The following is a 22,386-nucleotide window of genomic DNA, read 5'->3' on the forward strand; positions in this document are numbered from 1 at the left end:
AGGCGCGCATTCTACGCTTTCCTCATTTGCTGTCAAGCGTTTATTTTGAAGTTTTTTGCGAGAAACTCGTTTAGCTTCAAACACTTGACTCGCTGCGATCTCTCGTAGCGGGAGGCGAATCATACAGTGTTTAAAACCGCTGTCAACCTTCATCTCCACCCTATCGATCAGTCGACCGAAGCGCTTCCAATCTCGCCCGAACTTATTAACTCGTTGAATCTCAAGGAGTTTTTCGTTCCGATGTCGCTGGAAGTGAGGCGCAGTATAAAGGGATTCGAACCCACGTCAAGTCATAATCGTATGAAATCATGCCCCGCAGCGAAAAACGTCAGGCAAGACACCTTGCGCCCTCCCGCAGGATTTGCGCACTATATTGCACACCCTGTGCAGCTCAAAGGATTGTCGCCCTGAAATGAACACCGCCGCCCGCAGCATGGCCAGCACCCTTTTCCCCATTGGCCTGCTGCTTATTGCCATGGCTTCGATCCAGTCCGGAGCATCCCTGGCCAAGAGCATGTTCCCGCTAGTCGGTGCCCAAGGCACCACCACTCTGCGGTTGATTTTCGCCAGCATCATCATGCTTTTGATACTGCGACCATGGCGCGCGCGCATGACCGGCAAGACACTGCGCAACGTCATTATCTACGGGATGTCTTTGGGCGGCATGAACTTCCTCTTCTATATGTCGCTGCAAACTACCCCGCTGGGCATTGCCGTTGCCCTGGAATTCACAGGCCCACTGGCTGTGGCACTGTTCGCCTCTCGCCGTGCGCTGGATTTTCTCTGGATAGCTCTGGCTGTGGCCGGCCTGTTGCTATTGCTGCCAGTAGGGCATGGCGGACAGCCGCTGGATGTATTGGGTGCTGCGTATGCGCTGGGTGCAGGTGTCTGCTGGGCACTCTACATTTTGTTTGGCCAACGCGCAGGCGCGGAGCACGGCATCCAGAGCGCCGCCTTGGGGGTGGTGGTTGCAGCCCTGTTCGTTGCCCCCATAGGCATCGTTCATGCTGGCAGTGCACTGCTGAGTCCTGCAATCATTCCTCTGGCCTTGGGCGTCGCCATTCTCTCGACTGCACTTCCCTATAGCCTGGAAATGGTTGCCCTGACTCGCATGCCAGCTCGCACCTTCGGCACCCTGATGAGCATAGAGCCGGCGATTGGTGCTCTTTCAGGCCTGTTGTTCCTGGGCGAAGTATTGAGCACAACTCAGTGGCTGGCGATCCTCGCCATCATTGCGGCCTCGGCTGGCGCTACGCTGTCGATGCGGCGGGAAGCCAAGCCAGCCATTGTCGCAGACTGATTTGAGAATCAGCTTCATTTAGCTGTGATTAAACATTGTCCTCATCAGCCTCCCTCATTAAGCTGTAACCCGATCATCATCTTTACGCTATCTACTTGAGCGAACACGGAAGTCGAAGAAAATTCAGGAAGAACCAAAGCGATAACGCCAGGGTCACAGTGCTGATGGGCCCTGCATTTAAGGACAGGAATGAAACGTATCATGATCATCCTGGCTGTCCTGGCCATCGCTGGATGTGCCGCGACCGCCAAGACTGAGGTCAGGAAAGGAAAAAAGGGCGTGCATATCAATTGCTCCGGCCTGTCTTCGTCGTGGGACAAGTGCTACAGCAAGGCAGCTGCCTCCTGCAGCTCGCGCGGCTACAAGGTGGTTGCACGCTCAGGCGACGCTGACGAAGAGGCAGGGGATTACCTCTTCGGCATCAATCCAGCTGGCTACACCAGCCGCAGCATGATCGTCATCTGTAAGTAAGAGAGGGCAGCACACAAGCTGCCCTTTTTTGTGCATAGCACCATCACGCCACTTGGACGGGTGCAGTACGCATTCTCAGCCAGTCCAGTGCAGCGCCCTGCAGCAAGGGAGCAAGTCGCTCTGACACCAGGGCGTGATACTGGTCAAGCCAATCCAACTCTTCTTTGGTTAGCATGTCGGGAAGCAGACAGCGGGTATCGATGGGGCACAGCGTCAAGGTTTCGAAGTACAGGAAATCACCGAATGCACTTCTGCCCAGTGCTCGAGTGGCGACCAGATTCTCGATACGCACTCCCCACGCCCCCGGCCGGTAGGTACCCGGCTCGATGGAACTGATCATGCCTTCCTGCATTGCCGTGTGCGGCGCGGTTGCGGCCTGATAGGCAATCACCTGCGGCCCTTCATGCACGTTCATGAAATAGCCGACGCCATGCCCGGTGCCATGGCCGTAATCGACCTGATCTGCCCATATCGGTGCCCTGGCGATGGCATCGAGCAGCGGGGAAAGAATGCCTCGCGGAAATCGGGCGCGGGACAAAGCGATCATGCCCTTGAGCACGCGAGTGCAATCCTGCTTCTGTTCCAGGCTCGGCGTCCCTATTGGGACCATACGCGTGATGTCTGTGGTGCCGCCCAGATATTGCCCGCCGGAGTCGATCAGCAATAGGCCATCGCCTTCGATGATCGCATGGGATTTTTCGGTTGCGCGGTAATGCGGCATTGCGCCATTGCCGTTGAACGCCGCAATAGTGGCAAAGCTCAACGAGACGAACCCTGGCCGACGAGCGCGGGCAGCACTCAACTGTTCATCGACCGTCAACTCAGTGATGGTTTCTTGGCCCATATGGTTCTCTAACCAAGCGAAGAACTCACACAGCGCAGCGCCGTCCTGCTCCATTACCTGGCGTACATGCACCAGCTCGTCTTCGCTCTTGCAGGATTTGCTCAGCGTGGTCGGGTTCAACCCCTCTACCAGTTGCACCCGTTCATCGAGCGCTTTGAGCAAACCGCTAGTCACCCGAGCCGGGTCTATGAGCAACCGGCTGCTGGGCGCCAGCCCGGACAGGGCATCGTGCACTGCCGAATAGTCGCGCACTTCGATACCGTCAGCTTCAAGGACATGGCGCAGGTGCTCATCGACCTTGCCGGCCCCCACGAACAGGAAAGCCTGATCCATGCCGATCAAGGCGAAAGCGAGGAAAACCGGGTTGTAGGAAACATCGCTGCCGCGCAGGTTGAACAACCAGGCTATGTCGTCGAGAGTCGCAATGAAATGCCAGTCAGCACCCCTCTCCTGCAACTTGGCGCGCAGCTGGCCAAGCTTGCCAGCACGGCTGACCGTGGCGTGAGGCGGCAGGTGCTGATAGACGGGGTTATCAGGTAGCGTCGGACGCGCCTCCCATACTTCACCAAGCAAGTCCCGATCAGTGATCAGCCGAGCCTGACGTGACTCAAGGCTCTGCTCGAGCAGGCGCGCTTGAGACAGCGCCATTACCGCACCGTCCACCGCTACGGCGCCATTGGCGCGAATGTTCTCTGCTAGCCACTCCAAGGCGCCAGGTTTACCCGGCAGCAATTTCATCAAGGCTATACCGCTGCCGGTCAGCTCATTTTCCGCTTGTTCCCAATAGCGGCTGTCGGCCCACAAGCCAGCAAAGTCAGCAGTCACCACCAATGTGCCTACTGAGCCATCGAACCCCGAGAGCCACCGACGACCTTGCCAATACCCCGGTAGGTATTCGGACAAATGCGGATCAGCTGAAGGTACCAGTAGTGCATCGACGCCCTCACGCGCCATGACTTGGCGCACGCGCATCAGGCGCTCTGGCACACTTTGCTCAATCGTGTTCTGAACGTTCATGCGCACTCCTGCCAAAATTCGGGGGTAATTCCACAGGGAGAATAATGAAACAGCTGACACCGTGTCGCAATCGTCGACCGCTCTGACTAAGAGCAATCACGCTGAACGCTTTGCGAATAGGACAATTCCTACAGCTGACGCGAGACCGTCAGTCCATTCGGGCTGAACTTCCCACTGACTGAAGCTTCACAGCCTGTACATCCATTGCACACAGGCACCTAGCTATGCCCAGTGCCCTCCATCGGAAATCTGCCGTAGTTCTGCTCGACACCCGCGAGCGAACCCCAGAGCACGAACACGCCGTACACCTGAAGCTGGCCGCTCGCTTGGCGCAGCTTCTGGGCTGCCATGCGGTGCTGCCTGAAGCGCCGATTAGGGGAGACTCTCACTACTATTACCTTCCCACCGAAACCCTGGTCGACACTGAACGCTATGCCGCCTTGGGTATTTCCGGCGAGCAGGACTTCTTCGGCGGCTTGGTTAGCCAACCTTACATGGCCACCAAAGCCATATCCCACCCGCTCCCGCCTGATGCCCGATTTCCGCATGGCTGGACCAACGAGTTCGCTCCCCAGGCAAGTACCGCACTGCTGCGCGGCTATACGGTGTTCAGTAAAGTCGATGCCCGTCGCGCGGCCCAGTTGCTGCTGCTTGAAGGCCCACTGAGGATCAAGCCAGTGCGCGCCTGTGCCGGTCGTGGCCAGCAAGTCTTGACCCAAGCGGACGAACTGGAGCCGCTGCTGGCCAACATCGATGAAAGAGAGCTGGGAGTATGGGGGCTAGTACTGGAAGAAAATCTGAGCAACGTACAGACCTTCAGCGTCGGCCAGGTTCGCGTCGCCGGCCTGACCTGCAGCTACTACGGCACCCAGCAGCTTACCCGTGACCATCAAGGTGCCGAAGTATACGGAGGTTCCGAGCTCATCGTAGTGCGCGGCGACTATCTCGCTTTATTGCAGCGGCCCATGGAGGATTGCCTGCGCTTGGCGATCAATCAGGCCATGGTTTATGAGCATGCTGCCGAGCAGCACTTCCCAGGCTTCATCGCATCACGGCGCAATTATGATGTTGCCCGGGGCATCACAGGCCAAGGCCAGGTGCGCAGTGGGGTGCTTGAGCAATCTTGGCGAATGGGCGGGGCAAGCAGCGCCGAACTACTGGCTTTGCAAGCATTTGCTGATGATCCGGCTCTTCTGCAGGTATGCGCATCCACGCACGAGGTGTACGGCGCACCCGATTTACCTCCTGACGCCACGCTTTTCTATCAGGGAAACGACAGTGAACTCGGACAACTCAGCAAATACGCGCGAATCCGCCAGCATCGGCATTCAGAGTGAAACCGTGGAATTGCAGGTCGATGATGACAGCATCGTCGGCACCATAGTCAGCCCTGGCCCCAAGATGCCCGGCATACTTTTCGTCCATGGCTGGGGCGGTAGCCAACAGCGTGATCTGGCTCGGGCCCGGCACATCACCGGCCTGGGTTGCGTTTGTATGACTTTCGACTTGCGTGGCCATGAAAAGACTGAAGGCCAGCGCCTGACTGTGACTCGCGAACAGAATCTGAAAGACCTGTTGGTCGCGTACGATCGACTGGTCAGCCACCCGGCTGTGGACAGCGGTGCGATCGCTATCATCGGCAGCAGCTACGGCGGTTATTTGGCAACTCTCCTCAGCTTGCAACGGCCGGTGAAATGGCTGGCGTTGCGGGTGCCGGCGATGTATTGGGACGATGAGTGGAACATGCCTAAACAAGCCCTGGACCGTCAGCGACTGAACGTCTACCGCCAACGTGTTCTCGGCCCGGCAGACAATCAGGCCTTGGCCGCCTGCGCCGAATTTGCCGGCGACGTGCTGCTGGTGGAGTCAGAGCATGATGACTACGTGCCGCACACCACTTTGATGAGCTACCGCTCTGCATTCATCAATGCCCATTCGCTGACCCATCGTACCGTCGACGGTGCCGATCACGCCCTATCCAGCGAGCAGAGCCAGAAAGCGTACAGTTCGATCCTTGCCTCCTGGATCAGTGAAATGGTTATAGGCGCGCGTCTTGACCGCTATCCACACTACGCCCCTTGGTACGCGTGATCCGAAGCGAGCGGGCAGTGAAAGCCCCCATCGCTGCCTCGCACCAGCCCGCGTAGCGCCTGATAGGCAGCAAAATTGACGCTCCGCGCCTGATAGTGACTGAGCAATTCCAGAAAAGGCTCTTGAGCGAACCACCGGGCAGCTTGCTCCCACGCTAGCCGGGACTGCCACTGCAAGCATTGCAGAACCCGGCTGCCATCATCGCTGGCCTCAATTGATACACTCTGCAACCCCAGACACCGCTCAGCCAGCGCTTCACTGCGCGCGATCAGTGCTTCAGCCAGCGCTGCCTGGCGTGTGGAAGGCACCTCATATTCGATCATCCGGGTAAACCAAAGAGAATGTGGCGCGGTGGTCATGGCAGATCTCCTTCCTACGAGCGTTGCTACGGAATGGCCAGCAGGGTAAAACCTTGAGTTAACTCTAGGTCAAGCAGTATTTCTCATGCCTACTACCTCCTCTGTAAGCGAAGACAAGATGCTCAGCGTCGGCCAACTGGCTGCCCGCAGCGGCGTGGCAGTAACTGCGCTGCATTTCTATGAAACCAAGGGGCTAATCCATAGCACGCGTAACGCTGGCAACCAGCGCCGTTATCCCAGAGCAGTGCTGCGGCGGGTAGCGGTGATCAAGATGGCCCAACGTTTGGGCATACCATTGGCCCAGATCGCAGCTGCCTTGGCCGAGCTGCCAAGCGATCACACGCCCAACGCCGAAGACTGGCAGCGCCTTTCGGCGCGCTGGCGTGATGACTTGAGCCAACGTATTGAGCAGATGATCAAGCTGCGCGACCAACTCGATGGCTGCATCGGCTGTGGTTGCATGTCGCTAAAAGAGTGCCCGCTGCGTAATCACCAGGACCACCTGGCTGATGCAGGACCAGGGCCGCATCTGCCATGAGCGATGCGTGAACGGCTATTTACCGTGGACTAAACGAGCTGCTCGGTGCCCCGGTGCCGGTCAGCAGGGCGCTGCGGCGCGCCGCTCAGATCACCACGTTGCGTACGAAGCGCACCGGTTCGTGCCCATCATTACGGTAGGCGTAGCGGCAATTGCTGGGGAAGACATGAAACTGGCCAACTTCCAGACAGTGCTCCGTGCCTTCGATGACGAGCGTCAGTTGGCCTGCGGCCACATAGATTTGTTCACTCCAACCCTCGGCATCCGCCTCACTGGCGTAGCGCTCACCTGGCGCGAGGGTCCACTCCCAGATTTCCACTTCCCGCCGAGCACTGCTGCTTGCCAGCAACACGGCTTTGCTCTGCGGATGCTCACCGGCCCAGGCTAGCTCGTCGATACGGCTGGGATCACGCTGATCGGGCGCTTGAATCAGCGTGCTGAAAACCACCCCAAGCGCTTGTGCAATAGCATCCAGGGTCGTCAGGCTGACATTCTTCTCCCCCGCCTCGATCGCCACCAGCATGCGCCGGCTGACGCCGGAACGTTCTGCCAAAACACTCTGGCTCATGCCAGCTGTATTGCGCAGGCGCCGCACATTGAGGCTGACATGCTGTAGCACCGACGCCTGACGCGAAGAATCTTTGTGCACTATATTGCTCACCTTTACCCGTTGCGCAGTATACTGCTCATTTGCGGCGATTGTGCGCCGCCTTCTCCGAGTACGCAAGATCATGAACCAGCCAACCAGCAGCCCGCAGCCCACCTTGTCTTTGCGCCTGAGCAAAGCGGAAATGGTGCTGGTATTCATCACCATGCTATGGGGCGGCACCTTCCTGCTGGTCCATAACGTCATGACTGTAAGCGGCCCGATGTTCTTCGTCGGCCTGCGCTTCGCGGCAGCGGCGCTGTTCGTCGGGCTGGCTTCGGGGCGGGCACTGGCAGGCCTGACCTTCACTGAACTGAAGGCCGGCATGTTGATCGGGGTGTCGATCATGCTGGGCTACGGCTTGCAGACCATGGGCCTGCAGACCATCAGCAGCAGCCAGTCAGCGTTCATTACAGCGCTCTACGTACCTTTCGTACCACTTTTACAGTGGCTGGTGTTGGGGCGCCGACCAGGGCTCATGCCTAGCATCGGCATCGGCCTTGCCTTCATTGGCTTGATGTTGCTGGCCGGCCCCGAGGGAGGCGCCTTGCATTTCAGTGAAGGTGAAGTGGTCACCCTGGTAAGCGCAGTGGCCATCGCCGCCGAGATCATCCTGATCAGCCGCTTCGCAGGCCAAGTGGATGTGCGCCGCGTCACCGTGGTGCAATTGGCCACCGCTTCGCTGCTAGCGTTCCTGATGGTTGTCCCCACCCAGGAACGTCTGCCTGACTTCTCCTGGTTGCTATTGCTTAGCGCGTTAGGCCTAGGGGCCATGAGCGCGGTGATCCAAGTGGCGATGAATTGGGCGCAAAAGTCGGTGTCACCCACGCGCGCCACGTTGATCTATGCGGGAGAACCCGTGTGGGCAGGCATCGTTGGGCGCATCGCCGGCGAGCGCCTGCCAGGTATTGCATTGCTGGGTGGTCTGTTGATCGTCATTGCCGTAGTGGTCAGCGAGCTAAAGCTTCGCCGCAACCGTCAAGTGAGCGAAACCTTGCAGACGCCAGGGACACACGAGCAAGAGATCGGCCTGTGAAACGCCACTTGCAAACTATGCTCTGTAAAAAACTGTCATAAAAAAACAGCTTGTCACAGCGCTTTTGTAGGATTCTGCGACAGCTTGCGTGTTGGTGATAAACGGCCCGGCACGTATGATCCTTGCAAACCTTTCAAGAATAGAACGCTATGTCATTGATAGTGCTACTGCTTCTGCCGTTCCTGGGCAGTTGCCTGGCAGCTGTCCTGCCGCACAACGCGCGTAATGCCGAGTCCGTCTTAGCCGGGCTCGTTGCCCTGGTCGGCACCGTCCAGGTAGCACTGCTGTATCCGCAGATCGCTCACGGCGGCGTAATTCGCGAAGAACTCCTGTGGTTACCGAGCCTTGGCCTGAATTTTGTGCTGCGCATGGACGGTTTCGCCTGGTTGTTCTCGTTGCTGGTACTGGGCATCGGCACTCTGGTATCGCTGTACGCACGCTACTACATGTCACCGCAGGACCCAGTACCCCGATTTTTCGCTTTCTTCCTGGCATTCATGGGGGCCATGCTCGGCCTGGTAATCTCCGGCAACCTGATCCAGCTGGTATTTTTCTGGGAGCTGACCAGCCTCTTTTCCTTCCTGCTGATCGGCTACTGGCACCACCGCGCAGACGCGCGCCGCGGCGCCTACATGGCCTTGATGGTTACTGGCGCAGGTGGTCTGTGCCTGCTGGTCGGGGCGCTTCTGCTCGGCCATGTGGTGGGCAGCTACGACCTGGACAAGGTTTTGGCTGCCGGCGAAGCCATTCGCCAACACTCACTTTATCCGGTATTGCTGCCACTGATCCTGATCGGCGCATTGAGCAAGAGTGCGCAATTCCCCTTCCAGTTCTGGCTGCCCCACGCCATGGCGGCTCCCACTCCGGTTTCCGCCTACCTGCACTCGGCAACGATGGTCAAGGCCGGTGTATTCCTGCTGGCTCGCCTCTGGCCCGTGTTGTCGGGCAGTGATGAGTGGTTCTGGATCGTCGGCGGCGCAGGTGCCATAACTTTGCTGCTGGGCGCGTTCGCGGCAATGTTCCAAAACGACCTCAAGGGCCTGCTGGCTTACTCGACAATCAGCCACCTGGGCCTGATCACCCTGCTGCTGGGACTCAACAGCCCGCTTGCTGCGGTCGCCGCAGTGTTTCACATCCTCAACCACGCCACCTTCAAGGCCTCGCTGTTCATGGCCGCCGGGATCATCGACCATGAAAGCGGCACTCGTGACATACGGCGACTGAGTGGCTTGATACGCCTGGTTCCCTACACCGCGACCCTGGCCATGGTAGCCAGCGCGGCGATGGCAGGGGTGCCGTTGATGAATGGCTTCCTGTCCAAAGAGATGTTCTTCGCCGAAACCGTATTCATCAGCTCCACTGCTTGGGTCGAAGCCGCACTGCCAGTTATCGCCACCCTCGCCGGCACCTTCAGTGTGGCCTACGCCTTGCGTTTCACCGTTGACGTATTCTTCGGGCCGCCCGCTACCGATCTGCCGCACACGCCCCATGAACCTCCGCGCTGGATGCGTGCGCCCGTGGAGCTGCTGGTGCTGGCCTGCCTGGTGGTTGGCATCTTTCCGTCTCAATCGGTGGGCCCACTGCTGGCTGCCGCTGCACTGCCAGTGGTGGGCGGTACCTTGCCAGACTACAGCCTGGCTATCTGGCACGGCTGGAACGCACCGCTGATGATGAGCTTGCTCGCCATGAGCGGCGGTATCGTTCTCTATCTGCTGCTGCGCAAACAGCTGCGTCGGGGCCGCTTCCCCTACCCGCCGCTGATCGAACGCTTCAATGGCAAGCGCCTGTTCGAGCAAGGCCAGGTCCAGCTGATGCTAATAGCTAGGCGAGTTGAGCGTGTGACCACTAGCCGCCGCCTGCAATCACAGCTGTTCATGCTGGTATTGGCCGCCTTCATCGCCGGCCTCACCCCCATGCTCTACAGCGGCCTGAGCTGGGGAGATCGGCCAAAGATTCCAGGCTCCGGGGTATTTGTCGCGCTCTGGTTGATCGCCATTGCCTGTGCCATCGGTGCCGCCTGGCAGGCCAAGTACCACCGTTTGGCCGCCTTGATCATGGTGGGTGTCTGCGGCCTTATGACCTGCATCACTTTCGTATGGTTTTCAGCCCCTGATCTGGCTCTGACTCAACTGGTCGTCGAAGTGGTAACCACGGTACTGATTTTGCTGGGCCTGCGCTGGCTGCCACGGCGTATCGAAGGCGTCTCGCCACTGCCTGGCAGCCGTGATCGAGCCCGTGCCCGGCGCCTGCGCGACCTGCTGCTGGCTGTGCTGGTCGGTGGCGGTATGGCCCTTCTGTCTTATGCCATGCTTACCCGGCCGACGCCCAACGACATTTCTTCGTTCTATCTCAGCCGCGCCCTGCCCCAAGGCGGTGGCACCAACGTGGTCAATGTCATGCTGGTGGACTTCCGAGGTTTCGACACCCTCGGCGAGATCACTGTGCTGGTGGCCGTGGCTTTGACCGTGTTCGCGCTGCTGCGCCGTTTCCGCCCGCCGAAAGAGAGCATGCAGTTGCCAGCTCAGCAGCGGCAGTTGGCTCCAGACCTGGTAACCGACTTGATCAACCCACGGCATGCGACCGACACCGCTCTGGGCTTCATGATGGTGCCAGCCGTATTGGTGCGCCTGCTGCTGCCCATTGCCCTGCTGGTGTCGATGTACCTGTTCATGCGTGGCCACAACCAGCCAGGTGGCGGCTTTGTCGCTGGCCTGGTGATGTCGGTAGCGTTCATTCTCCAATACATGGTGGCAGGCACCCAGTGGGTCGAAGCACAGATGAGCCTGCGGCCCTTGCGCTGGATGGGCACCGGGCTGCTCTGCGCCACCTTGACCGGGGTCGGCGCCATGTTGCTGGGGTACCCGTTCCTCACTACCCATACTGCTCACCTACACGTGCCGCTGCTCGGCGACATGCACGTGGCCAGTGCGCTGCTTTTCGACATTGGTGTGTACACCGTGGTAGTGGGCTCGACCCTACTGATTCTCACCGCTCTGGCGCACCAATCAGTACGGGCTTACCGCCCGGCGAACCCGCCGAAGTCCAGCCAAGCAGGAGTCGCCTGATGGAAGAAGTCATTGCAGTCGCCATCGGCGTATTGGCAGCATCGGGGGTATGGTTGATCCTGCGCCCACGTACCTATCAGGTGATCATGGGGCTATGCCTGTTGTCGTATGGCGTCAACCTGTTCATTTTCAGCATGGGCAGCCTGTTCATCGGCAAGGAGCCGATCATCAAAGATGGCGTGACTCAGGACCTGCTGCATTACACCGACCCGCTGCCGCAAGCGCTGGTGCTCACCGCCATCGTCATCAGCTTTGCCATGACCGCACTTTTCCTGGTAGTACTGCTGGCCTCGCGGGGCCTGACCGGCACTGACCATGTGGACGGCCGGGAGCGTGACGAATGAGTGGCATTAGCCAACTGATGGTTGCGCCCATCCTGCTACCCCTGCTGACGGCAGCAGTGATGCTGTTGCTGGGCGAAAAGCACCGCCCGCTCAAGGCTCGCTTGAACCTGCTCTCCACCTTCGCAGGGCTGGGAGTCGCTGTAACGCTGTTGATGTGGGTGCGTGCACAAGGCCAGGCGGAGTCGATCGGCGTCTATCTACCGGGCAACTGGCCCGCGCCCTTTGGCATCGTACTGGTGGTGGACCACCTCTCGGCCCTGATGCTGACCCTCACCGGGGTTATCGGCGTCAGCGCGCTATTGTTCGCCAGAGCTCGGTGGGACGGCGCGGGGGCCAGCTTTCATGCGTTGTTCCAGATCCAGCTGATGGGCCTGTATGGCGCATTTCTCACTGCCGACCTGTTCAACCTGTTCGTGTTTTTCGAAGTGCTGCTAGCCGCATCCTACGGCCTGCTGCTCCATGGTTCGGGCAGAGCGCGGGTGCGCGCCGGGCTGCACTATATCGCCATCAACCTGTTCGCCTCCTCCCTGTTTCTGATTGGCGCAGCGATGCTGTATGGCGTCACCGGCACCCTGAATATGGCTGACCTGGCGTTGAAGATTCCGTTAGTGCCTGAAGCGGACCGTGGTTTGCTGCACGCAGGTGCGGCAATCCTGGCGATGGCGTTTCTAGCCAAGGCCGGGATCTGGCCGCTGAATTTCTGGCTGGTCCCTGCCTACGCCTCAGCCAGTGCGCCAGTCGCCGCACTGTTCGCCATCATGACCAAGGTCGGCCTGTATGCGGTTCTGCGACTGTGGACGCTGCTATTCTCCGGGCAGGCCGGGGCCTCGGCGCATTTCGGTGGGCAATGGCTGGTCTATGGGGGGCTGGTCACCTTGGCCGTGGCGACGGTGTCGATACTGGCCGCACAGCGCCTGGAGCGCATGGCTGCGCTGAGCATCCTGGTTTCTGCTGGCACACTGCTGGGGGCGCTGGGTTTCGCCCAGCCAGCACTCACTGGCGCAGCCCTGTTCTACCTGGTCAACTCGACCCTCGCGCTGTGCGCACTGTTCTTGCTCGCCGAGCTGATCGAGCGCTCGCGCTCGGCCAACGAGATGCCGCTGGAGGAGGAAGAAGATGCGATGCCTCCGCCGCTTGAGTCGCTGCATCCGCCCAAGGGCATCAACCTTGACGACGAGCAGAAAGCGGTGATCGGCCAGATCATCCCTTGGACCATGGCATTTCTAGGCCTTAGCTTCATCGCCTGCGCCCTGCTGATTATCGGCATGCCGCCGCTGTCCGGGTTCGTCAGCAAACTCAACCTGATCAACGCGCTGTTCAATCCGCAAGGCTTGGGAATGCCAGCCGAATCTGCGCTCCAACCTGCAGGCTGGGTACTAGTGGCGCTGCTGATTCTCGGGGGCATGGCCTCGCTTATCGCCTTCGGCCGAGTAGGCATCCAGCGCTTCTGGAAACCCGAAGAACGCCCTTCGCCCGCGCTGCGCGGGTTTGAGTGCCTGCCGATCGTGATCCTCCTCGGCTTGTGTATGGTCCTCAGCTTCAGGGCCGAACCGTTGTTGCGCTACACCCAGGACACAGCCGCCAGCCTCCAGGCGCCGGATGCCTATATCGAAGCTGTGATGGCCGCCCGGCCTCTACCCGGCCCCACAACACCTAATGTACAGGTGCAGCCATGAGCCGACTGTTCCCCGCTCCGCTGCTGTCGGCGGCCTTGTTCTTGCTGTGGCTGCTGTTGAATCTCTCAGTCAGCCCCGGCAACCTGTTGCTTGGGGCCGCACTGGGCGTCCTGGCCCCAATGCTGATGGCACCGCTGCGTCCGCAACACGCCCACGTGCGAAAACCTTGGGTGATGATAAAGCTGATTTGTCGTGTAGGCATGGATGTGGTTCGGTCCAACCTGCAAGTCGCGAGCACCGTACTGCGTGCTCGGCAGCGTCCACCACGTTCGGCCTTCGTGCATATTCCGCTGGACCTGCGCGACGCCCACGGCCTCGCGGCATTGGCAATGATCACAACCGTCGTGCCGGGTACCGTATGGTCGGAGCTGGCCCTGGATCGCAGCGTGCTGCTGCTGCATGTGTTCGAGCTGCACGATGAAGCGGCCTTCATCGAGCATTTCAAACTCACCTACGAACGCCCTTTAATGGAGATCTTCCAATGACAGGCCTGCTCGCCAACGCGGTTCTCGCCAGCCTGTTCATCTTCGCCCTGGCGATGGGTTTGACGCTGATACGGCTGTTTCGCGGGCCTTCAGCGCAGGACCGGGTGCTGGCCCTGGACTATCTGTACATTCTGGGCATGCTGACCATGCTGGTACTAGGGATACGCTACGCCAGTGACACCTACTTCGAAGGTGCATTGCTGATTGCTCTGTTCGGCTTTGTGGGTTCGTTCGCCCTGGCGAAATTCCTGCTACGTGGTGAGGTGATCGAATGACCGAAGCCCTTCAACTGCCCTTCTGGCTTGAGCTGGCTACTGCCGCACTGTTACTGATTGGTAGCGTATTCGCGCTGATCGGTGCCATTGGCCTGCTGCGCCTGAAAGACTACTTTCAACGCATGCATCCACCGGCGCTTGCATCAACCATCGGCGCCTGGTGCGTGGCATTGGCATCGATCATCTACTTTTCATGGCTCAAAAGCAGCCCAGTGCTGCATGCCTGGCTGATACCGATCCTGCTGTCGATTACCGTGCCGGTAACAACGCTGTTGCTTGCTCGTGCAGCGCTGTTCCGCAAGCGCAGGTCCAAAGAATCCGTGCCCGCAGAAGTGAGCAGTGGTCGAGACCGCGGCCACTGAGACGGCTGGGCTCAAGCTTCGCTGAGGCGCTGTAACTCGCGCCGGACCATGGCGACATAAGGAGGCGGGCCCAGCTGATACAACTGGGCCGCCACCCAGCTCAACCAGCCACTCCCCATGGCGCCACGCTGCCCCAGCAAGCGCTGGGCCTCAGCCAGTGCCTGTGCCTGGTGCTGCCGATGAAACTCAGCACGTGTACCAGGCTCCTCGTTAAGGTTGCTCACTCGCTGGCCTTGAACGTGGTCAGCTCGCCCTTGCGCCATTTAGCGACCTTGCCGGTTACCGCCTTGAGTAATTTGCCCAAACCTTCTTGAACCTGTTGCTGTGCCGCAAAGACCAGCATCACACCGTGGCCTTCGCGGAACACGATACCTTCGCCTTCCGGCACCGTTACGAATGCGTAGTCGCCGACGCCATAAACGTTCAGCTTGATTTCGCGAAAGCGCATTTCCAGCTTGCCGCCTTCCCGGCTAGGCAGAACCGCGGCGCGGAAGTGATCGCCTACTTTCAGCTCCAGGCGCTGCTTGTCATCGACCACCAAAGCGCTTTCGGTGTCGATCTCAGCCATGTAAAGGCCTTCAGGGTTTTGTTCGGTGACATAAATGAAACGGCCTTGAAACAGCTTGGCCAACTTGCCACGCAAATCGCCCAGGGCAAACAATGCGTGGGTATCCAGTGTACTGACTGCCAATGAAGTAATCCTCAAACCTGTGACATCCGTCCTCACTCAGCGTCAGTGAGGCACGGCGATTTCAATTCGATAGGCGAAAAGAATAATTAAGTGGAGCTCGAAACGTCTGTGCTTGCTGGCGATGCAGCTCGCAGGAAACTTTACTCTGGCTTGCCAGATATGGCCTTATCGCAGGCTTTAGGCCTATTCCCTATCAGGGAAGCGTAATGTCTGACAACAAACCCGCCAGAAAAGATGCGATAGATAACTGCAGCCCCCTAGGCAGAACGGGCTCAGGTATCCATCAGCGCATTACCGGGGAATGAATATGCACGAAAACACCGAAATCCGTCGAGAGGTAAAGAACATTTCTTACCGAACCTGCGTGTGCTACAGGCCACGATTCGTCGTCATACCCGCAGGTATCGAGTTCTTTCACGTCACCGAAAGCGCCACAGGCCGCGTCAAAGGCTTCCGCCGCCTGCACCGCGATGCCTGCGCGCTGGCCCGCAGCCTCGAAGCCTGACAGCGCTCAGGCTGCATGCCCTCGTTGCAGAAGCTCAAGCCACGCAGCCTGACACTCCAGAGCCTCGCCACGGGTGGCGAACGCTGTACCACGGCGCTCGCCATTCACCAAAACGACCCAACACACCCGCTTGCCCTGGATCTGCATGCCCGTAGGCACACCTGAACCGATCATCACCGCAACATTGACTTGGCTGTTCATCACGCCCTCCGGCACTTAGATAGCACCCTAACAATTAGGTCATGATACGCCCTGGTCCGTTGACGAAACAGCGCATCCCGGTATAGCAGTGTTACGCCTGAGGCAATAAATCTTGCGAGGTTTGGCCCAGCACAAACGCAAAAAGCCCCAGGGATTTCTCCATGGGGCTTGGCACACTGTGCCGGATCAGACCTGACGCTGATGACGATCGAGCTGCTCGTGGCGCTCCTGGGCTTCGATGCAGTATTTGGTGGTCGGGCTGATCAGCAGACGCTTCAGGCCAATCGGCTCACCGCTGTCATCGCACCAGCCAAAGCTCTCGTCCGAGATACGGTCCAGGGCCATTTCAAGCTGCGGCAGCAAGCGCTGGTCGCGGTCGATGGCATTGACCAGCCAGCTACGCTCTTCTTCGACCGAAGCTACGTCAGCAGGATCCGAAGGGGTATCCAGGCCTTCGATGGTGGCACGGCTCAACTCGATGCGTTCATGGGTTTCGACTTTCATCGCCTGCAGCAGGCCAGCGAAGAAAGCCAGCTGGTCAGCGTTCATGTAGTCATCGGCCGACATGGCCAGCAACTGTTCCTTGGTCATCGATTTCTCTATGAAAAAATGTGCATTTGGGCGATTCAGGTGCCGCCGGTGCCTCGGCACCGGCAACGGAATTCTTCAAGCGCCAACTGGCACTCTTTTACAGGGGGCGGCAGTCTAAGGCGCCAAGCCGCCATGAGCAACAGCAAACACGGGGGAAATTGCCCGAAAAGTACTGGAATCCGCCAGCTGGCACTCGAAACGGTTACATAAAGCAACGCGCCACGCGTTCCCGAAGGATAACGTGGCGCTCAATACACAGGCATTGCTCTTCGATAGCGAGGTGTCGAGATCAGCGATCTTCGAACTGCGCCTCGCGTTTGGCGATGAAGGCCGCCATGCCTTCTTTCTGGTCAGCGGTGGCGAAGGCTGCATGGAACACACGTCGCTCGAAACGCACGCCCTCGCTGAGGGTGACCTCAAAGGCACGGTTGACGCTTTCCTTGACCATCATGCTGATCGGGATCGACTTGCTGGCAATGGTCGCGGCCACTTTCAGCGCTTCTTCCAGCAACTCTGCCTGCGGCACGATGCGCGCTACCAGCCCAGCACGCTCGGCTTCCTCAGCCCCCATCAGGCGACCAGTCAAGCAAAGCTCCATGGCCTTGGCCTTGCCAACCGCCCGGGTCAAGCGCTGAGTGCCGCCCATGCCCGGCAACACACCCAGGTTGATTTCCGGTTGGCCGAACTTGGCATTGTCGGCAGCGATGATGAAGTCGCACATCATGGCCAGTTCGCAGCCACCGCCCAAGGCGAAGCCGGACACAGCGGCGATGATCGGTTTGCGCCGGCTGGCGATGCGATCGGCATCGGTGAACAGGTCGTCGACGTATATTTGCGGGTAGTGCAGTTCAGCCATCTCCTTGATGTCAGCACCGGCGGCAAAGGCCTTGGCAGAGCCGGTCAACACCACACAGCCAATGTTCGGGTCCCGCTCCAGCTGGTCCAGCGCCTGGTTGATCTCGCCGACAATCTGCGCGTTCAGTGCGTTTAGCGCCTGCGGACGGTTGAGGGTAATCAGGCCGACCTTGCCGTGTATGTCCAACAGGATGGTTTCAAATGCCATGCAGTCTCTCCTTCACAGATTGCGCGCAATGACCATGCGCTGAATATCGCTGGTGCCTTCGTAGATCTGGCAGACCCGAACGTCGCGGTAGATCCGTTCCAGCGGAAAGTCACTCAGGTAGCCATATCCGCCAAGGGTCTGCAAGGCATCCGAACAGACCTTTTCGGCCATTTCAGAGGCAAAAAGCTTGGCCATTGAGGCTTGCACCAATGCTGGGTGCCCGGCATCTCGAAGCGCTGCGGCATGCAACACCATCTGCCGCGCCACGGCAACCTGGGTTGCCATGTCGGCCAGGCGGAAGGCCACTGCCTGATGATCGATCAACCGCTTGCCGAAGCTGTGCCGCTCATTGGCATAGTCGCGCGCGACTTCGAACGCCGCCCGGGCCATGCCCACTGCCTGCGAGGCGATACCGATACGCCCGCCTTCCAGATTTGCCAAAGCAATCTTGTAGCCCTCACCCTCCTCGCCCAGGCGGTTGGCCACCGGTATGCGAACATTGTCGAAGACGATCTGGCAGGTGTCGGAGGCATGCTGGCCGAGCTTGTCTTCGACACGCGCCACCTGGTAGCCCGGCGAATCGGTGGGCACGAGGAAGGCGCTGATGCCGCGCTTGCCAGCAGCGGGGTCGGTCACGGCGAACACGATCACCACACCTGCGTGCTGCCCCGAGGTGATGAATTGCTTGCTGCCACTGAGCACATAATGATCACCTTCAAGGCGTGCTCGGGTCTTAAGGCTACTGGCATCGGAACCCGCCTGCGGCTCTGTCAGGGCAAAGGCCCCAAGCATCGCGCCGCTGGCCAGCGGCGTGAGAAACTGTGCTTTCTGCTGCTCGCTGCCGAACCGCAGGATAGGCACGCAACCCACCGAGTTGTGTACGCTCATGATGGTAGAGCAGGCGCCGTCACCCGCAGCGATCTCCTCCAACGCCATGGCATAGGCTACATAACCGGTGTCGCTGCCGCCCCACTGCTCAGGCACCAGCATCCCGAACAAGCCCAGCTCGGCCATCTCTGCGACAGCCTCTTTCGGGAAGCGGTGCTCTTTGTCCCATTGCTGGGCAAATGGTTTCAAGCGTTCCTGGGCGAAAGCCCTTACCGCGTCGGCGATCTGTTGTTGCTCGTCAGTTACCAGCATGGCTCACCTCAGTACACGCATTCGACGGCCATGGCCGTGGCTTCGCCACCGCCGATGCATATGGCAGCCACACCGCGGCGCAGATTGTTCTGGCGCAGGGCCGACAGCAGTGTCACCAGAATACGCGCGCCCGAAGCGCCGATTGGGTGACCCAGGGCGCAGGCGCCGCCGTGGATATTGACCTTGTCGTGAGGCAGGTCGAGCTGCTTCATGGCCGCCAGGGTGACCACCGCAAACGCTTCGTTGATTTCGAACAGGTCAACTTCAGTGAGATTCCAGCCTGTGCGCTTCATTAGGTTGTCGATGGCCTTGATCGGTGCTGTAGGGAACAACGCTGGGGTGTCAGCGAAGGCTGCATGACCGTGAATTACCGCAAGCGGTTTGATGCCTCGCTTGTCCGCTTCGGATCGACGCATCAACACCAATGCGGCGGCTCCGTCAGAGATCGAACTGGCATTGGCTGCGGTCACGCTGCCTCCATCGCGAAAGGCCGGCTTGAGCTGAGGAATCTTGTCCAGGCGCGCCTTGGGTGGTTGCTCGTCGTCCCTGATGACGCGTATCTGCTTGCCTTCGGTGACCTCCACCGGCACGATTTCGGCGGCAAAACGTCCGCTACTGATCGCCTCCTGAGCGCGGGTCAGCGAGGCGATGGCGAACTGGTCCTGGTCTTGGCGGCTAAATCCGTTGGCTTGGGCACAGTCTTCGGCAAAGGTCCCCATGAGGCGGCCTTTGTCGTAGGCGTCTTCCAGACCGTCCATGAACATGTGGTCGATGATTCTGCCGTGCCCCATACGGTAACCGCCACGCGCCTTGTCCAGCAGGTAAGGTGCATTGCTCATGCTCTCCATGCCGCCGGCCACCACCACATCGGCACTACCGGCCAGCAGCAGGTCGTGGGCCATGATGGCCGCCTGCATACCCGAGCCACACATCTTGTTCAGGGTAGTGCAGGTAGTGTGCTTGCCCAGCCCGGCGCCCAGCGCCGCTTGGCGTGCCGGTGCCTGGCCCTGCCCGGCAGGCAGCACACAGCCAAACAGCACCTGTTCGACACTGGCAGGTTCGATGCCCGCGCGCGCTACTGCGCCGCGAATGGCTGCACTGCCCAACTGGGCAGCAGTCAGGCTCTTGAGATCGCCTTGCAAGCCGCCCATGGGCGTGCGCACGGCGCTGACGATTACGATTGGATCATGGGTGATGGACATGTTCGCTCTCCTTACCTGGCAGCCATGCGCAATGCGCCGTCGAGGCGGATGACCTCGCCGTTGAGCATGCTGTTCTCAATGATGTGGCGGGCCAGTGCCGCGTATTCCTGCGGGCGGCCAAGGCGCGGCGGGAACGGTACGCCAGCGGCCAGCGACGCACGCACCTCCTCGCTCATGCCCGCCATCATTGGCGTTTCGAAAATGCCCGGTGCGATAGTCATCACCCGGATGCCGAAGCGCGCAAGTTCGCGAGCAACTGGCAATGTCAGGCTGGCAATGGCTCCCTTGGAGGCTGCATAGGCGGCTTGGCCAATCTGGCCGTCATAGGCGGCAATGGAGGCGGTGTTGATGATCACGCCGCGCTCGCCCCCTTCATCTGCAGGCGCGTCGGCCATTGCCGCCGCAGCCAGGCGCAGCAGGTTGAAGCTGCCAACCACGTTGACATTGATGACGTTGACGAAGCTGGCAAGACCATGGGGCCCCTGCTTGCCCAGCACCTTTTCGGCGCCGACGATACCGGCGCAGTTGACCAGCCCATGCAAGGTGCCAAAGGCACCTAGCGCAGCGTCGATCGCTGCCTGGGCCGCGTGTTCATCACTGATGTCTGCAACAGCGAAGCGGGCATTGTCACCCAGCTCGCGCGCCTTGGCCTCGACAGCCTGGGCATTGAGATCGACCAGCATGACCTTGGCGCCTGCATCGATGAGCATCCGCGCAGTCGCAGCACCCAACCCGGAGGCCGCGCCGCTGACAATGAAGTGTTTATTGGCAATGTGCATGATAGGTTTCCTTTCAGGCGCTGGCAGGGGTGGCCTGTTGCGCAATGTTTTTGGCGACTTCCTGGTTACGCAGGATGAAGCGTTGCAGCTTGCCGCTCGGGGTTTTGGGCAGCTCACTGACGAATTCGATTTCTCGCGGGTACGCGTGGGCGTACAGGCGCTGGCGCACATGCTGGCGCAGGGTTTCCTCAAGCCCGAGGCTGGGCTCATAGCCGCTGGCCAATATCACGAAGGCCTTGATCAACTCGGTACGTTCCGGGTCGGGCTTGCCGATCACGGCCGCCTCGATCACCGCCGGGTGTTCGATCAACGCGCTTTCAACGTCGAATGGGCCAACCCGGTAACCGGAGGTGGTGATCACATCATCACTGCGGCCAACGAAGCTGATACTGCCGTCCGGGTTCAGCTCTACGGTGTCACCGCTCAGGTAGTACTTGCCTTTGAATGCCTTGGTCGGCAGGCCGTGATACCCGCCAAACCAGCACAGCGGTGAATGTTCGCGATCAACCGCCAGGATGCCGGGCTGACCGGCCGGTAGCTCGCAGCCCTGCTCGTCGAGTACCACAATGCGATGGCCAGGAATGGCGAAGCCGGCCGATCCCAAGTGCACCGGGTGCTGTAGGCCGTGATGATTACAAAGCACCATCCCCAGTTCGGTTTGGCCGTAATGGTCGTGAATGGTCACGCCCAGTTCGTCGCGGAACCAGCGGATGACTTCTGGGTTGAGCGGCTCGCCAGCGCTGCTGACCACCCGCAAGCGGCCCTTGATAGGTGCCGAGAATGCACTGCCAGCGGCGATAAGCAGGCGGTACGCCGTGGGCGAGCCGGCCAGATTGGTGATGTTCAGTTTGTCGATGACGCGCGCACAGCTCTCGACGCTGAACGGGCCATCGTAGAAGGTAGTGGCGTGCCCCAGCGACAAGGGCCCGGTTACCGCGTAGTACAAGCCATAGGCCCAGCCCGGATCGGCCAGGTTCCAGAAATTGTCATCTGGCAACAGTTCAACCGCATCGCGCATGTAGCCCTGAAACGCGACGATCGCTCGTAGCGGCACCTCCAGAGGCTTGGCCGGCCCTGTGGTACCTGAGGTGAACATCAACAGGAAGGGGTCGTCGCATGAACGCATTACTGGCTCGCACTGCTCAGATGCAGCCTCAAGGCACTGATGGAAGTCCAACTCGGCGCTACGGGCTTTGACGGTAATGATTGTCGGGCATTGGTCCACATCATCGAGCTTGGCACGGTTGGCCTGATCAGTGACCACGACCCGGGCGCCGGACTGCTGCAGGCGATGCTCGATGGCCTTAGGGCCGAATGCAGTGAACAAAGGCTGGTATACGGCGCCAAGGCGCCAGGTGGCGAGAATGGTGACCAGCAGCTCAGCAGTGCGTGGCAGCAAGCCAGCTACCCGGTCACCTGGGCCTACCCCTTGGGCCTTGAGCACAGTGGCAAAACGGGCGGCCTGTGTTTTGAGCTGATCGAAAGTGTAGCGCGTGGTGTTGCCATCACGATCCTCGTGAATCAACGCCAGCGCGCCTTGGCCAGCATGGCGGTCGCAACACTCGACACAGGCATTGAGCGAATCGAAGTTGCCATGCAAGGCACTACTGGCTGCCTGGCCAAGGTCGAACCCTCGAATGGCCTCAGCGTAATCGCGCATCGTTGGACTCCTGGATTATTGTTGTTGGAGTGAAACCATCGGTCC

Annotated in this window: 25 protein-coding genes; 13 read left to right on the forward strand and 12 right to left on the reverse strand. The window is 59.8% G+C overall.

What is annotated here, in order from left to right; genetic code table 11:
* The first annotated feature begins 412 nt into the window (after positions 1 to 412).
* Positions 413 to 1,300 carry a threonine/homoserine exporter RhtA gene (gene rhtA, locus J5M56_RS15735; RefSeq protein WP_186478515.1) on the forward strand — a complete coding sequence of 296 codons (888 nt, stop codon included), beginning with the start codon at positions 413 to 415 and terminating at the stop codon, positions 1,298 to 1,300.
* 189 nt (positions 1,301 to 1,489) lie between these two features.
* Complete coding sequence (locus tag J5M56_RS15740) at positions 1,490 to 1,771, forward strand: hypothetical protein (RefSeq protein WP_060480660.1); 282 nt, start codon at positions 1,490 to 1,492, stop codon at positions 1,769 to 1,771.
* A 43-nt stretch (positions 1,772 to 1,814) separates the two neighbouring features.
* On the opposite strand, the gene J5M56_RS15745 is transcribed toward J5M56_RS15740, so the two are convergent.
* Positions 1,815 to 3,632 (reverse strand): aminopeptidase P family protein, encoded by a 1,818-nt coding sequence (locus J5M56_RS15745; protein ID WP_207937276.1) that lies wholly within the window; start codon positions 3,630 to 3,632, stop codon positions 1,815 to 1,817.
* A 224-nt stretch (positions 3,633 to 3,856) separates the two neighbouring features.
* On the opposite strand from J5M56_RS15745, the gene J5M56_RS15750 reads away from it, so the two are divergent.
* Positions 3,857 to 4,969, forward strand: coding sequence for a DUF3182 family protein (locus J5M56_RS15750; protein ID WP_207937277.1), 1,113 nt, complete (start codon positions 3,857 to 3,859; stop codon positions 4,967 to 4,969).
* Positions 4,953 to 5,723, forward strand: coding sequence for an alpha/beta hydrolase (locus tag J5M56_RS15755; RefSeq protein WP_060479320.1), 771 nt, complete (start codon positions 4,953 to 4,955; stop codon positions 5,721 to 5,723). The genes J5M56_RS15750 and J5M56_RS15755 overlap by 17 nt, the downstream gene beginning before the upstream one ends.
* Here the strand turns inward: J5M56_RS15755 and J5M56_RS15760 are convergent.
* Positions 5,702 to 6,082 (reverse strand): antibiotic biosynthesis monooxygenase, encoded by a 381-nt coding sequence (locus J5M56_RS15760; RefSeq protein ID WP_207937278.1) that lies wholly within the window; start codon positions 6,080 to 6,082, stop codon positions 5,702 to 5,704. The two genes, J5M56_RS15755 and J5M56_RS15760, sit on opposite strands and share 22 nt — an antisense overlap.
* A gap of 85 nt (positions 6,083 to 6,167) precedes the next feature.
* Between J5M56_RS15760 and soxR the strand changes: the two genes are divergently transcribed.
* A complete protein-coding gene (gene soxR / locus J5M56_RS15765; protein ID WP_186478519.1) occupies positions 6,168 to 6,620 on the forward strand; it encodes a redox-sensitive transcriptional activator SoxR in 453 nt (150 codons plus the stop codon).
* Positions 6,621 to 6,705: 85 nt separating this feature from the next.
* Here the strand turns inward: soxR and J5M56_RS15770 are convergent, their stop codons facing one another.
* Positions 6,706 to 7,269: an XRE family transcriptional regulator gene (locus tag J5M56_RS15770; protein ID WP_186478520.1), complete on the reverse strand. Its 564-nt coding sequence runs from the start codon at positions 7,267 to 7,269 to the stop codon at positions 6,706 to 6,708.
* Between the two features lie 82 nt (positions 7,270 to 7,351).
* Between J5M56_RS15770 and J5M56_RS15775 the strand changes: the two genes are divergently transcribed.
* From J5M56_RS15775 to J5M56_RS15805, 7 genes are all read left to right on the forward strand, one after another.
* Positions 7,352 to 8,302: a DMT family transporter gene (locus J5M56_RS15775; protein WP_186478521.1), complete on the forward strand. Its 951-nt coding sequence runs from the start codon at positions 7,352 to 7,354 to the stop codon at positions 8,300 to 8,302.
* Between the two features lie 149 nt (positions 8,303 to 8,451).
* On the forward strand, positions 8,452 to 11,367 hold the full coding sequence (locus J5M56_RS15780) for a monovalent cation/H+ antiporter subunit A (RefSeq protein WP_207937279.1): 2,916 nt from the start codon (positions 8,452 to 8,454) through the stop codon (positions 11,365 to 11,367).
* Complete coding sequence (locus J5M56_RS15785) at positions 11,367 to 11,711, forward strand: Na+/H+ antiporter subunit C (protein WP_003250128.1); 345 nt, start codon at positions 11,367 to 11,369, stop codon at positions 11,709 to 11,711. The genes J5M56_RS15780 and J5M56_RS15785 overlap by 1 nt, the downstream gene beginning before the upstream one ends.
* On the forward strand, positions 11,708 to 13,387 hold the full coding sequence (locus J5M56_RS15790) for a monovalent cation/H+ antiporter subunit D (RefSeq protein WP_207937280.1): 1,680 nt from the start codon (positions 11,708 to 11,710) through the stop codon (positions 13,385 to 13,387). The genes J5M56_RS15785 and J5M56_RS15790 overlap by 4 nt, the downstream gene beginning before the upstream one ends.
* On the forward strand, positions 13,384 to 13,872 hold the full coding sequence (locus J5M56_RS15795; protein ID WP_060479292.1) for a Na+/H+ antiporter subunit E: 489 nt from the start codon (positions 13,384 to 13,386) through the stop codon (positions 13,870 to 13,872). Before J5M56_RS15790 ends, J5M56_RS15795 begins: the two co-directional genes overlap by 4 nt.
* Positions 13,869 to 14,147, forward strand: a complete 279-nt coding sequence (locus J5M56_RS15800) for a K+/H+ antiporter subunit F (protein WP_060479293.1) — start codon at positions 13,869 to 13,871, stop codon at positions 14,145 to 14,147. Before J5M56_RS15795 ends, J5M56_RS15800 begins: the two co-directional genes overlap by 4 nt.
* Entirely contained in the window at positions 14,144 to 14,509 is a 366-nt protein-coding gene (locus tag J5M56_RS15805; protein WP_060479294.1) for a Na+/H+ antiporter subunit G, read from the forward strand. The genes J5M56_RS15800 and J5M56_RS15805 overlap by 4 nt, the downstream gene beginning before the upstream one ends.
* Positions 14,510 to 14,520: 11 nt before the next feature.
* Here the strand turns inward: J5M56_RS15805 and J5M56_RS15810 are convergent, their stop codons facing one another.
* On the reverse strand, positions 14,521 to 14,733 hold the full coding sequence (locus tag J5M56_RS15810; protein ID WP_207937281.1) for a hypothetical protein: 213 nt from the start codon (positions 14,731 to 14,733) through the stop codon (positions 14,521 to 14,523).
* Positions 14,730 to 15,200 (reverse strand): hypothetical protein, encoded by a 471-nt coding sequence (locus tag J5M56_RS15815; RefSeq protein WP_186478526.1) that lies wholly within the window; start codon positions 15,198 to 15,200, stop codon positions 14,730 to 14,732. Before J5M56_RS15815 ends, J5M56_RS15810 begins: the two co-directional genes overlap by 4 nt.
* Positions 15,201 to 15,507: 307 nt before the next feature.
* Here J5M56_RS15815 and J5M56_RS15820 point away from each other — a divergent pair, with 307 nt between their 5' ends.
* Positions 15,508 to 15,705: a hypothetical protein gene (locus J5M56_RS15820; RefSeq protein WP_060479297.1), complete on the forward strand. Its 198-nt coding sequence runs from the start codon at positions 15,508 to 15,510 to the stop codon at positions 15,703 to 15,705.
* A 6-nt stretch (positions 15,706 to 15,711) separates the two neighbouring features.
* On the opposite strand, the gene J5M56_RS15825 is transcribed toward J5M56_RS15820, so the two are convergent.
* The 7 genes from J5M56_RS15825 to J5M56_RS15855 form a co-directional block, all read right to left on the reverse strand.
* The gene (locus J5M56_RS15825) at positions 15,712 to 15,906 is read right to left on the reverse strand and encodes a hypothetical protein (protein ID WP_186478527.1); all 195 of its coding nucleotides are present in this window, start codon (positions 15,904 to 15,906) and stop codon (positions 15,712 to 15,714) included.
* 186 nt (positions 15,907 to 16,092) lie between these two features.
* The gene (locus tag J5M56_RS15830) at positions 16,093 to 16,497 is read right to left on the reverse strand and encodes a TraR/DksA C4-type zinc finger protein (protein WP_027919101.1); all 405 of its coding nucleotides are present in this window, start codon (positions 16,495 to 16,497) and stop codon (positions 16,093 to 16,095) included.
* 289 nt (positions 16,498 to 16,786) lie between these two features.
* Positions 16,787 to 17,560 carry an enoyl-CoA hydratase gene (locus J5M56_RS15835; RefSeq protein ID WP_060479299.1) on the reverse strand — a complete coding sequence of 258 codons (774 nt, stop codon included), beginning with the start codon at positions 17,558 to 17,560 and terminating at the stop codon, positions 16,787 to 16,789.
* A gap of 12 nt (positions 17,561 to 17,572) precedes the next feature.
* Positions 17,573 to 18,700 (reverse strand): acyl-CoA dehydrogenase, encoded by a 1,128-nt coding sequence (locus tag J5M56_RS15840; RefSeq protein ID WP_207937282.1) that lies wholly within the window; start codon positions 18,698 to 18,700, stop codon positions 17,573 to 17,575.
* 8 nt (positions 18,701 to 18,708) lie between these two features.
* The gene (locus J5M56_RS15845) at positions 18,709 to 19,902 is read right to left on the reverse strand and encodes an acetyl-CoA C-acyltransferase (protein ID WP_207937283.1); all 1,194 of its coding nucleotides are present in this window, start codon (positions 19,900 to 19,902) and stop codon (positions 18,709 to 18,711) included.
* Between the two features lie 11 nt (positions 19,903 to 19,913).
* Positions 19,914 to 20,681 (reverse strand): SDR family NAD(P)-dependent oxidoreductase, encoded by a 768-nt coding sequence (locus J5M56_RS15850; protein ID WP_186478530.1) that lies wholly within the window; start codon positions 20,679 to 20,681, stop codon positions 19,914 to 19,916.
* Between the two features lie 13 nt (positions 20,682 to 20,694).
* A complete protein-coding gene (locus tag J5M56_RS15855) occupies positions 20,695 to 22,341 on the reverse strand; it encodes an acyl-CoA synthetase (RefSeq protein WP_207937284.1) in 1,647 nt (548 codons plus the stop codon).
* Positions 22,342 to 22,386: the final 45 nt, after the last annotated feature.

Source organism: Pseudomonas sp. 51_B, assembly GCF_017491595.1.
Lineage (GTDB): Bacteria > Pseudomonadota > Gammaproteobacteria > Pseudomonadales > Pseudomonadaceae > Aquipseudomonas > Aquipseudomonas promysalinigenes.